This window comes from Sphingomonas zeae (genome assembly GCF_014197135.1).
GTDB lineage: Bacteria > Pseudomonadota > Alphaproteobacteria > Sphingomonadales > Sphingomonadaceae > Sphingomonas > Sphingomonas zeae.
In genome coordinates this window covers 279338-291860 of sequence record NZ_JACIFA010000001.1, presented here as the reverse complement: position 1 = coordinate 291860, position 12523 = coordinate 279338, and the positions used below count along the sequence as shown (strand labels likewise).

General features: G+C 65.7%; 7 protein-coding genes. All 7 read left to right on the top strand.

The window, feature by feature from the left end; all coding sequences use genetic code 11:
* The first annotated feature begins 64 nt into the window (after positions 1-64).
* Complete coding sequence (locus tag GGR45_RS01340; protein WP_175313614.1) at positions 65-1375, top strand: Nramp family divalent metal transporter; 1311 nt, start codon at positions 65-67, stop codon at positions 1373-1375.
* A 91-nt stretch (positions 1376-1466) separates the two neighbouring features.
* On the top strand, positions 1467-3899 hold the full coding sequence (locus tag GGR45_RS01335) for a glycogen/starch/alpha-glucan phosphorylase (RefSeq protein ID WP_175313612.1): 2433 nt from the start codon (positions 1467-1469) through the stop codon (positions 3897-3899).
* A complete protein-coding gene (gene glgB, locus GGR45_RS01330) occupies positions 3896-6049 on the top strand; it encodes a 1,4-alpha-glucan branching protein GlgB (RefSeq protein ID WP_175313610.1) in 2154 nt (717 codons plus the stop codon). Before GGR45_RS01335 ends, glgB begins: the two co-directional genes overlap by 4 nt.
* Before the next feature lie 77 nt (positions 6050-6126).
* Positions 6127-7389, top strand: a complete 1263-nt coding sequence (gene glgC / locus GGR45_RS01325) for a glucose-1-phosphate adenylyltransferase (RefSeq protein WP_175313608.1) — start codon at positions 6127-6129, stop codon at positions 7387-7389.
* 8 nt (positions 7390-7397) lie between these two features.
* Complete coding sequence (gene glgA / locus GGR45_RS01320; protein WP_175313606.1) at positions 7398-8852, top strand: glycogen synthase GlgA; 1455 nt, start codon at positions 7398-7400, stop codon at positions 8850-8852.
* Positions 8849-10474 (top strand): alpha-D-glucose phosphate-specific phosphoglucomutase, encoded by a 1626-nt coding sequence (locus GGR45_RS01315; RefSeq protein WP_175313604.1) that lies wholly within the window; start codon positions 8849-8851, stop codon positions 10472-10474. Before glgA ends, GGR45_RS01315 begins: the two co-directional genes overlap by 4 nt.
* Before the next feature lie 151 nt (positions 10475-10625).
* Positions 10626-12422, top strand: a complete 1797-nt coding sequence (glgX, locus tag GGR45_RS01310) for a glycogen debranching protein GlgX (RefSeq protein WP_175313602.1) — start codon at positions 10626-10628, stop codon at positions 12420-12422.
* Positions 12423-12523: the final 101 nt, after the last annotated feature.

Sequence of the window (12523 nt, the reverse complement as noted above, 5' to 3'; positions counted from 1 at the left end):
CTGACCTGCCGCAACGCTTTGGCGGGTTGTCGCGTTGGCGCATTTCCGTCACATCTCAAGGTCGATGACCGTAGCTACGCCCGCCACCCGCTCGCTTGCCGAAAGCCATCGCTCGATCGCCATTCCGGAGGGCGCGTCCTTCCTGCGGCGGTTATTCGCCTTTGCGGGGCCGGGCTATCTGGTCGCGGTCGGCTATATGGACCCGGGCAACTGGGCGACCGATATCGCGGGCGGCTCCGCCTATGGCTATGCGCTGCTGTCGGTCATCCTCCTGTCCAACATCATGGCGATGATCCTGCAAGCCTTGTCGGCGCGGCTGGGCATCGCGGCGGGGATGGACCTGGCGCAGGCGTGCCGGGCGGCCTATTCCAAACCCGTCTCGCGCATCCTGTGGGTGCTCTGCGAGATCGCGATCATCGCCTGCGATCTGGCGGAGGTGCTGGGTACCGCCATCGCGCTGCAACTGCTGTTCGACCTGCCGCTTGTCTGGGGTGTCATCATCACCGGACTGGACGTGTTCGTGATCCTCGCGCTGCAGCGTTACGGGTTCCGCAAGGTCGAGGCGTTCATCATCGCGCTCCTCCTCATCATCGGCGGCTGTTTCCTCTATGAACTGATCGCCTCGCGCCCCGATCCCGGCGCGGTGCTGGCGGGCTTCGTGCCGACGACGCGGATCGTCACCGACCCTGCCATGCTCTACATCGCGATCGGTATCCTCGGCGCGACGGTGATGCCGCATAATCTGTATCTCCATTCCTCGGTGGTGCAGACCCGGGCCTATGGCCTGTCGACCGAGGACAAGCGCGACGCGATCAAGATGGCGACGATCGACAGCACGGTGGCGCTGTTCTTCGCCTTTTTCATCAACGCCGCCATCCTGATCGTCGCGGCGGCGACCTTCCATGTCGCAGGCCGCACCGACGTGGCGGAGATCGATCAGGCTTACCGCCTGCTCGCCCCGATGCTGGGCGTGGGCGCGGCGAGCATGGTGTTCGGCATCGCACTGCTCGCCTCAGGGCAGAATTCGACCGTCACCGGGACACTCGCCGGGCAGATCGTGATGGAGGGGTTCCTCGACCTGCGGCTCGCCCCCTGGCTTCGGCGGCTCATCACGCGTGGGCTGGCCATCATTCCCGCCGTGCTGGTCGTCGGGGCGAGCGGACAGGCGGGGGCGACGAAGCTGCTGGTGCTGAGTCAGGTCATCCTCAGCCTGCAACTCCCCTTTGCGGTGGTGCCGCTGGTCCGCTTCACCGCGAACAAGGGCATGATGGGTCCCTTTGCCAGCCCGGTCTGGCTGCGCATCCTGGCATGGATCATCGCGGCCATCATCATCGGCCTGAACCTGACCCTGCTTTGGGGGCTGGCAACGGGCTGATCCGCTTCGCACATGCCCAGGAATGCCGCGTGACTTCACCCCTCGCGCGGTTAAGCTGTTCGGGACTGGACCCATAGGGACGCCCGAATCAATGACGACCACCATCACCACCCTGCATGTCGACGATACCGGCCCACTGGCCGACGCCATTGTCGACACACTGGTGCACCGGATCGGCAAGGATGCCGCCAATGCCCGCCCGCATGACTGGCTGGCCGCGACGATCCTGACCGTTCGCAACGACATCATCGAACGCTGGATGGCCTCCACGCGCGAAGCGCACGCCGCAGGCGCCAAACGGGTCTATTATCTCAGCCTGGAATTCCTGATCGGACGGCTGCTGCGCGATGCGCTGTCCAATCTCGGCGTGATGGCGCAGGTGGCGGGCGCGCTGCAATCGCTGGGCGTCGACCTGGCCGAGTTGGAAGAGATCGAGCCCGACGCCGCACTCGGCAATGGCGGCCTGGGGCGGCTGGCGGCATGTTTCATGGAAAGCCTCGCGAGCCTCGACCTGCCCGCCTATGGCTATGGCATCCGCTATGTGAACGGCATGTTCCGCCAGCGGATCGACGATGGCTGGCAGGTGGAACTGCCCGAAACCTGGTTGAGCCACGGCAACCCCTGGGAGTTCGAACGGCGCGAGAGCGCCTATTTCGTCGGTTTCGGCGGGGAGGTGATCGGGACCGAAACCGGCGCGGTCCATTGGAAACCAGCGGAGGCGATCGAGGCGATCGCGGTCGACACCCCGGTCGTCGGCTGGCGCGGGAAACGGGTCAACACGCTGCGGCTGTGGACCGCGCAGGCGATCGATCCCATCCGGCTCGATCGCTTCAACGCGGGCGACTATACCGGCGCGCTCGCCGGGCAAATGGCGGCGGAGACGCTGGTGCGCGTCCTCTATCCTTCCGACAGCTCGCCGGCCGGGCAGGAATTGCGGCTGCGGCAGGAATATTTCTTCTCGTCCGCTTCGCTCCAGGACATCGTCCGGCGGCATATCCAGTATTTCCATGACATCCGCACCCTCCCCGACAAGGCGGCGATCCAGCTGAACGACACCCATCCGGCGGTGTCGGTCGCCGAGCTGATGCGCCTGCTGGTCGATCATCACGATCTGGGCTTTGACGAGGCGTGGGACATCACCCGTCGCACCTTCGGCTATACCAACCACACGCTATTGCCCGAGGCTTTGGAAAGCTGGCCGCTGCATCTGTTCGAGCGGCTGCTGCCGCGCCACATGCAGCTGATCTATGCGATCAACGCCAAGCTGCTGCGCGAGGCGCGGGCCGTGGAGGGCATGGACGACCGGGCCATCGCCGCGATCAGCCTGATCGACGAGGGCGGCGAGCGGCGGGTCCGCATGGCGAACCTGGCCTTTGCAGGCAGCCACAGCGTCAACGGTGTCGCCGCGCTCCACACCGAACTGATGAAGCAGACCGTCTTTGCCGATTTGCACCGCCTCTATCCGACGCGGATCAACAACAAGACCAACGGCATCACCCCGCGCCGCTGGTTGCAGCAATGCAATCCGCAGCTCACCTCCCTGATCCGCGAAGCGATCGGGACCGGTTTTCAGGATGATGCGGAAAAGCTGATAGCGCTCACGGATTACGCAAATGATGCGAATTTCCGGGAACGCTTTCTGACGATCAAACGTTCCAACAAGGTGGGGCTGGCAAATTATCTTAGAGAGTCGACCGGGTTGCGCGTGGACCCCGATGCGCTGTTCGACGTGCAGATCAAACGCATCCACGAATATAAGCGCCAGCTGTTGAATATCATCGAGACGGTGGCGCTGTACGACCAGATCCGCAGCCATCCCGAGCGCGACTGGACGCCGCGCGTCAAACTGTTCGCGGGCAAAGCGGCATCGAGCTATCATAACGCCAAGCTCGTCATCAAACTCGCCAATGACGTCGCCCGCCGGGTCAATTCGGACCCAAGTGTCGGCCATTTGCTGAAGGTCGGGTTCATCCCCAATTATAATGTCAGCCTGGCCGAGAAGATCATCCCCGCCGCCGATCTGTCCGAACAGATCTCGACCGCAGGGATGGAGGCGTCGGGCACCGGCAATATGAAGTTCGCTCTGAACGGTGCGCTGACCATCGGCACGCTCGACGGCGCCAATGTCGAGATCAAGGAGCATGTCGGCGACGATCATATCGTCATCTTCGGCCTGACCGCCGACGAGGTCGCCGCCCAGCGCCGCGACGGGTACAATCCGCGTGCGGTAATCGAGGGCAGCCCGGAGCTGCGCCAGGCGGTCTCCGCCATCGCCTCCGGTGTGTTCTCCCCCGATGATCCCGGCCGTTATGCCGGGCTGATGGGCGGGCTGTATGATGGCGACTGGTTCATGGTCGCCGCCGATTTCGATGCCTATGCCGCCGCACAGCGCAGCGTCGACGCCCGATGGCAGGACCAGGCGGGCTGGGCGACATCGGCCATCCACAATGTCGCGAAAGTCGGATGGTTCTCCTCCGATCGCACCATTCGGCAATATGCCGAGGAAATCTGGAACGTGATGTGAAGCCACCCCGTGCCGCTCTGGAAGCCCTGATCGAGGGCCGCAACGCCGATCCCTTCGCGTTGCTGGGACCTCATCAGGGGCCGGGCGGCACGTTCCTGCGCGCCTTGGTGCCCGGAGCGGAGGCGGTCACCGTCTTCGACCTGTCGGGCGTCACGCTGGGTGAATTGAAACAGGTCGACGGGCGCGGCCTGTTCGAAGGCGCGGTGTCGGGCGAGCCGCAGCCGGTCAAATATTGCGCGAAAGGGCATGGCGCGGAATGGTGGATCACCGATCCCTACAGCTTCGGCCCGGTGCTCGGTCCGCTCGACGATTTCCTGATGGGCGAGGGCAATCACTTCCGCCTCTATGACAAGATGGGCGCGCACCTGATCGAGCATCAGGGCGTGGCGGGCGTGCACTTCGCCGTCTGGGCTCCCAATGCCGAACGGGTGGCGGTGGTCGGCGACTTCAACGACTGGAATCCCGGTCGCCATGTCATGCGCCGCCGCCTGGATGTCGGCGTGTGGGAAATCTTCATTCCCGATATCGGCGAGGGCCGCGCGTACAAGTTCGCCATCACCGGCCCGCACGGCGCGGACCAGCCGATGAAGGCGGACCCCTTCGCCTTCGCCGCCGAGCTTCGCCCCAAGACCGCTTCGGTCACGACCGCCCCGCCCGCCCATGTCTGGCAGGACGTGGCCCATCGGGAACATTGGTCAAAGATCGACCCGCGCCGCGTGCCGATCAGCATTTACGAGGTTCATGCCGGGTCGTGGGACCGCGACGAGAATGGCTGGTACCTCAGCTGGGATGCGCTGGCGGACCGGCTGATCCCCTATGTGGTCGAGATGGGGTTCACCCATATCGAATTCCTGCCCATCTCCGAACACCCCTATGACCCCAGCTGGGGCTATCAGACGACGGGACTCTATGCCCCGTCGGCACGGTTCGGCGATGTCGAGGGCTTCTCACGCTTCGTCGACGGCGCCCACCGCGCCGGGGTGGGCGTGATCCTCGACTGGGTGCCCGCGCACTTCCCCACCGACGCGCATGGCCTGTCGCATTTCGACGGCACCGCGCTCTACGAGCATGAGGACCCGCGCCAGGGTTTCCACCCCGACTGGAACACCGCCATCTATAATTTCGGGCGGCGCGAGGTGGCGAGCTTCCTGGTCAACAACGCGTTGTTCTGGCCCGAGCGTTATCATATCGACGGGCTTCGCGTGGATGCCGTCGCCTCGATGCTGTACCGCGATTACAGCCGCAAGGACGGCGAGTGGGTGCCCAACGAACAGGGCGGCCGCGAGAATTGGGAGGCGGTTGAGTTCCTCCGCCAGGTCAACCGGCAGGTGTACGGCCAGCATCCCGGCGTCTTCACCGTCGCCGAAGAGTCCACCGCCTGGCCGGGCGTCTCCGCCCCCGCGCATGACGGCGGCCTGGGCTTCGGGTTCAAGTGGAACATGGGCTTCATGCACGACACGCTCGAATATATGGGGCGTGAGCCGGTGCATCGCCGCCACCATCATGGCGAGATCCTGTTCGGCCTCCATTACGCCTTCGATGAGAATTTCGTCCTGCCGCTCAGCCATGACGAGGTGGTGCATGGCAAGGGCAGCCTGCTGACCAAGATGGCGGGCGACGACTGGCAGAAATTCGCCAACTTACGCGCCTATTACGCCTTCATGTGGGCCTATCCGGGCAAGAAGCTGCTGTTCATGGGGCAGGAATTCGCCCAGCGCGAGGAATGGTCGGAGAGCCGCCCGCTCGACTGGCATTTGCGGTGCAGCCATTCGCACGAAGGCGTCCGCTCGCTGGTCCGCGATCTGAACCATCTCTACCGCGACACGCCCGCGCTCCACGCCCGCGACTGCGAGCGCGAGGGGTTCGAGTGGCTGGTGGCCGATGACAGCGCGCATTCGGTCTTCGCCTGGCTGCGCAAGGCGCCGGGCGAGAAACCGGTCGCGGTGATCGCCAACATGACGCCGGTCGCCCGCGCGCCCTATCGCCTGCCGCTGCCGCATGACGGCCGCTGGACCGAGGTGCTGAACTCCGACGCGACGCAATATTGGGGTTCCGGCCTCGGCAATATGGGCGGCGTGGATGCGAGTGACGGCGCGGCCTGGGTCACCTTGCCGCCACTCGCGACCGTCATCCTGCGCTTCGACGGCTGACGCGCAACCGATTTTGCCTGGAATACCAACGCGCAGATCAAGCGTTGCGACACTAACACACGGACAGGAGACGGACGATGGACCTGAGGCGCGGACAACCGCTGGCGCGCGATGCCATGGCCTATGTGCTGGCGGGCGGCCGTGGCAGCCGCCTGATGGAGATGACCGACACCCGCGCCAAGCCCGCCGTCTATTTCGGCGGCAAAGCCCGGATCATCGACTTCGCCCTGTCCAACGCGATCAACTCGGGCATCCGTCGCATCGGCGTGGCGACCCAGTACAAGGCGCACTCGCTGATCCGCCACCTCCAGCGCGGCTGGAACTTCCTGCGCGACGAACGCAACGAAAGCTTCGACATCCTCCCCGCCAGCCAGCGGATCAGCGAATTCCAATGGTATGAAGGCACCGCCGACGCGGTGTTTCAGAATATCGACATCATCGAGAGCTATGCGCCCGAATTCATGGTCATCCTGGCGGGCGATCATGTCTACAAGATGGATTATGAACTGATGCTCCAGCAGCATTGCGACAGTGGCGCCGACGTCACCGTCGCCTGTCTGGAAGTGTCCCGCCCGGAAGCCAGCGCGTTCGGCGTGATGCATGTCGACGAGACCGACCGCATCGTCGATTTCGTCGAAAAGCCCGCTGATCCGCCCTCCATCCCTGGCAATCCTGATATCGCGCTGGCGTCGCTGGGCATCTATGTCTTTCGCACCGCCTTCCTGTTCGAGCAGCTCCGCCGCGATGCCGCCACGCCGGGTTCCTCGCGCGATTTCGGCAAGGACATCATCCCCTATCTGGTCCAGCACGGCAAAGCCCAGGCGCACCGCTTCTCCGCTTCCTGCGTCCGCTCGCATGATGAGCCCGGCGCCTATTGGCGCGATGTCGGCACGGTGGATGCCTATTGGGAGGCCAGTCTCGACCTGACCGATGTGGTGCCGCAGTTGGACCTGTACGACCGGAGCTGGCCGCTCTGGACCTATGCCGAGATCACGCCCCCCGCCAAATTCGTCCATGACATCGATGGACGGCGTGGATCGGCGGTGGCCAGCCTGGTCGCGGGCGACTGCATCGTGTCGGGCTCGTCGATCCATCGTTCGCTGCTGTCCACGGGCGTGCGCACCCACAGCTTCGCGATGCTCGACGAAGCGGTGGTCCTGCCCTTCTGCCATATCGGGCGCGGCGCACGGTTGCGGCGCGTGATCCTCGACCGCGGCGTCAAGATTCCCGACGGGCTGGTGGTCGGCGACGACCCCGTGCTCGACGGACAGCGTTTCCGCCGCACCGACAAGGGCATATGCCTCATCACCCAGCCGATGATCGATCGTCTGGCCAACTGAAAGTCCCCATGACCCTCTCCGTCCTGTCGGTCGCCTCGGAGGCGTTCCCGCTCATCAAGACCGGCGGTCTCGCCGATGTCGTGGGCGCGCTGCCCGAGGCGCTTGCGCCCCATGACATCGCCGTCACCACGCTGATCCCCGGTTTCCCCAAGGTGATGCGCGCGATCGGGGAGGACGCGCCGCGCGTCCATCACTGGACCCATATCATCGGCACCGAAGCCTGGTTGCGCGAGGCGATGATCGGCACCCACCGGCTGCTGGTGATCGAGGCGCCGCAGCTTTGGGAGCGCGAGGGGCTGCCTTACGTCGATACCGCCGGCAACGACTGGCACGACAATTGGCGGCGGTTCGCGGTGCTGGCGCGGGCGGGCGCCGACCTCGCCTCGGGCGCGGTGCCGGGTTATGATTTCGACCTGCTCCACGCGCATGACTGGCAGGCGGCGCTGGCGCCGGCCTTTCTCCACTATGCGCCCGGCCCTGGGCCTGTGGCGAAGAGCATCGTCACCATCCACAACATCGCCTTTCAGGGCTCGTTCGCGGCGCATCACTTCCCCGATCTGGGCCTGCCGCCCGAGGCGTGGAGCGTCGAGGGCGTCGAATATTATGGCCAGATCGGCTATCTCAAGGCGGGCCTGCGCACCGCCGACGCGATCACCACGGTCAGCCCGACCTATGCCGAGGAAATCCACCGCGCGCAGTACGGCATGGGGCTGGAAGGGCTGATCGCCGCGCGTGCCGAATGTGTCAGCGGCATCGTCAACGGCATCGACCCCGCCATCTGGAGCCCCACGGCCGACGCCGCCCTTCCCGCACCCTTCACCGTCGACACGCTGGACGATCGCATCGCCAACAAGCGCGCGGTCGAACAGGCGTTCGGGCTGGAGCAGGATGACAGCCCGATCTTTACCGTCATCAGCCGCCTGACCTGGCAAAAGGGCATGGACGTGCTGGTCGAGGTGATCGACGATCTGGTCGCGCTGGGCGGACAGCTGGTCGTGCTGGGCACCGGCGACCCGGCGCTGGAAATCGCCTTCGCCACCGCCGCGCTGCGCCATCCGGGGCGGGTCGCGGTACGGATCGGTTATGACGAGCCGGTCTCGCATCTGCTTCAGGGCGGCTGTGACGCGATCGTAATCCCCTCGCGGTTCGAGCCGTGCGGGCTGACCCAGCTCTATGCGCTGGCCTATGGTTGCGTGCCCGTGGTCGCACGCACCGGGGGGCTGGCCGATACGATCATCGACGCCAACGAGGCCGCGCTGGCCATGGGCGTGCCCACGGGCCTTCAGTTCGACAATGTCACCACCAACAATATCGTCGCGGTGTTGCGTCGCACAATGAGACTCTATGCCGACCAAGACCAATGGCGGACCATGCAGGTCAATGGCATGAACGCCGATTATAGCTGGCACCATAGCGGCCGCCACTATGCCGAACTCTATCGATCCGTGCTGGGGAACCCATGATCAAGACCGTCGCGACCGAGCCCTATCTCGACCAGAAGCCCGGCACCTCGGGCCTTCGCAAGAAGGTCCGCGTCTTTCAGCAGCCCCATTATGCCGAGAACTTCGTCCAGTCGGTGTTCGATGCGCTGGGTGACGAAAAGACCGGCCAGACGCTGGTGATCGGGGGGGACGGTCGCTTCCTGAACCGTGAGGTGATCCAGGTCGCGATCCGCATGGCGGCGGCGAACGGCTTTGCCCGTGTGGTGGTCGGTCAGGGCGGCATCCTGTCCACCCCGGCGGCCAGCAACGTGATCCGCCAGCGGGGGGCGCTGGGCGGCCTGGTCCTGTCGGCCAGTCACAACCCGGGCGGCCCGGACGAAGACTTCGGCATCAAGTACAACATCTCGAACGGCGGCCCCGCGCCGGAAAAGGTGACCGATGCGATCCACGCCAACACCAAGTCGATCAGCCGCTGGCTGACCGTCGAGGCCGATGACATCAACCTCGATACGCTGGGCGAGGTGACGGTGGGCGGCATGACGGTCGAGGTCATCGATTCGGTCGCCGACTATGCCGCGCTGATGGAGAGCCTGTTCGACTTCGCCGCGATCAAGCGCGCGGTCGAGGGCGGCTTCACCATGTCGTTCGACGCGATGAGCGCCGTCACCGGCCCTTATGCCACCGAAATCCTGGAAAAGCGCCTCGGCTTCGCGCCCGGCACCGTGAAGAACGGCACGCCGCTCCCCGATTTCGGCGGCCATCATCCCGACCCCAATCTGGTCCATGCTAAGGAACTCTACGACCGGATGATGGCGCCGGACGCGCCCGATTTCGGCGCAGCTTCGGACGGCGATGGCGACCGCAACCTCATCATCGGGCGCGGGCGCTTCATCACGCCGTCGGACAGCCTGGCGATGCTGGCGGCCAATGCGCATCTGGCGCCTGCCTATGCGGGCGGCCTGAAGGGTATCGCCCGCTCGATGCCGACCAGCGCCGCCGCCGACCGCGTCGCCGAAAAGCTGGGCATCCCCGCTTACGAGACGCCGACCGGCTGGAAATTCTTCGGCAATCTGCTCGACGCAGGCATGGCGACGATCTGCGGCGAGGAGAGCGCGGGCACCGGATCGGACCATGTGCGCGAGAAGGACGGGCTGTGGGCGGTGCTGCTCTGGCTCAACATCCTCGCTGCCTCGGGCAAGTCGGTCGACGGAATCGCGCGCGATCACTGGGCGACCTATGGCCGCAATTACTATGCGCGCCATGACTATGAGGGCGTCGAGAGCGAGCGTGCCGACGCGCTGATGGCGGACCTGCGCGCCAAGCTGCTGACCCTGCCGGGCGAGACGTTCGCGGGACTGACGGTCGAGACGGCGGACGATTTCGCCTATACCGACCCGACCGACCAGTCAGTCAGCCGCAACCAGGGTATCCGCGTGCTGTTCCAGGGCGGCAGCCGCGTCGTGTTCCGTCTGTCGGGCACCGGCACCAGCGGCGCGACCCTGCGGGTCTATCTGGAACGCTATTCGGCCGACCAGCTCGACCGTGAGACGCCCGAGATGCTCGCCGACATCATCGCGGCGGCCGATGAGATTGCCGGGATCACTCAGCATACCGGCCGCACCGAACCCGATGTGGTGACCTGAGTGCCTTTGGGGAGAGGCTAACCGCCCCCCCTTCCACCCCGGCGAAGGCCGGGGCCCAGATGCCACCAAGCTGGTGGAAGTCTCGATAGGCTGGCCCAACTGGACCCCGGCCTTCGCCGGGGTGGTCCGGTTGAGTTAGGGTGATCGCGCTATGACGAATCAGCCCACCCCGCTCCTCGGCGCGACGCCGGTCCCCGGCGGCACCCGCTTCGCCGTGCGTTCGACCGCCGAGCGGGTGGAGCTTTGCCTGTTCGATGGCGCAGACGAACGCCGCATCGCCATGACGCGCGACGGAGACGTGTGGAGCGTCACCGTCCCCGGCACCGACCACCTCCACGGATACCGTGCGCACGGACGTTACGACCCGATGCGCAATCTCTGGTTCGACCCCGCCAAATTGCTGGTCGATCCTTATGCGCTCGAACTTGACCGCCCCTTCGTCCAGTCTCCACGGCTCGCGACCTATGGCGAGAACACCGCCGACCTCGTGCCGCGTGCCCGTGTCGTCGCGCCGCTGACGACCACTCCTGCCCCGCCGCTCTTCCGGCCGGGCGCGTTGATCTACGAACTCAATGTGCGCGGCTTCTCGATGCGCCATCCCGCCGTTCCGCCCGAGCAGCGCGGCACTTTGGCGGCGCTGGCGCATCCGGCGGTGCTCGATCACCTGCACAAGCTGGGTGTGGCGGCGGTCGAACTCATGCCGATCACCGCCGCGATCGACGAGCGCCACCTGCCCCCGCTCGGTCTGCACAATGCCTGGGGCTACAATCCGGTCGTCCCGATGGCGCTCTGCCCGGAGCGCGTGCCGGGCGGCGTCGCCGAACTGGTCGCCACCCTTGCGACCCTGCGCGAGGCGGGGATCGGCGTCATCCTTGATCTCGTGTTCAACCACATGGGCGAGAGCGACGTGCAGGGCGGCACTCTCTCCTTCCGGGGGCTGGACCCGGACGTCTATGCCCGCACACCGGACGGCACGCTCATCAACGATGCGGGCACCGGCAACACGCTCGACACCAGCCGCCCCAGCGTCCGCGCGATGATCCTCGACAGTCTGCGCCACTTCGCACGGGCGGGGGTGGACGGTTTCCGCTTCGACCTGGCACCCGTCCTGGCGCGCGGGCCGGGCTTCGACGCCCACGCCCCCATCTTCGCAGAGATCGCCGCCGATCCGATCCTCTCGACCCGCGTGATGATCGCCGAGCCCTGGGACATCGGGCCGGGCGGCTACCAGCTAGGCAACTTTCCCGAGCATTGGCTGGAGTGGAACGACCGTTATCGCGACCAGGTGCGGCGCTTCTGGCGCGGTGACGGGCGCAGCGGCGATCTGGCGACGCGGATCGCGGGGTCGGCGGATGTCTTTACCGGCTCTGCCAGCCGCTCGGTCAATTTCGTCGCGGCGCATGACGGCTTCACCCTCGCCGACCTGACCGCCTATGCCGCGCGGCACAACCACGCCAATGGCGAGGACAATCGCGACGGCCATGGCGACGAGGTATCGTGGAACCATGGGCAGGAAGGCCCGACCACCGACTCTGCCATCCGCGCCGCGCGCATCCGCTCGATCCGGGCAATGCTGGCGACGCTGTTCCTGTCGCGCGGCACCCCGATGCTGACCGCCGGGGACGAGTTCGGCCGCAGCCAGCGGGGCAACAATAATGGCTATGCCCAGGATAACGAAACGACATGGCTCGACTGGGAAAACCGCGACGAGACGCTGGAGGATTTCGTTGCGGCGCTCAGCGCCTTTCGCCGGGAGACGCCGCTCGACTGGACGGACTGGCTGGATAAGGCGGAGTGGCGCAACCTGTCCGGTGATCCGATGACGCCGGAAGACTGGGAAGGCGATGGTTTTGCTTTGCACCTGCCGGTCGGCGACGAGAGCCTGATACTGCGCTTCGACCATAAGCGCGGCGTCTCTGCCATCCGGGGCCGAATGCTGGAAAGCTGAACTTAAACGCTCCCCTCCCCTTCAGGGGAGGGGACGGGGGTGGGGCACTTCCGCGAGCCGTTCGCAGGTGGAGAGGCCCCACCCCCCCCTCCCCTGAAGGG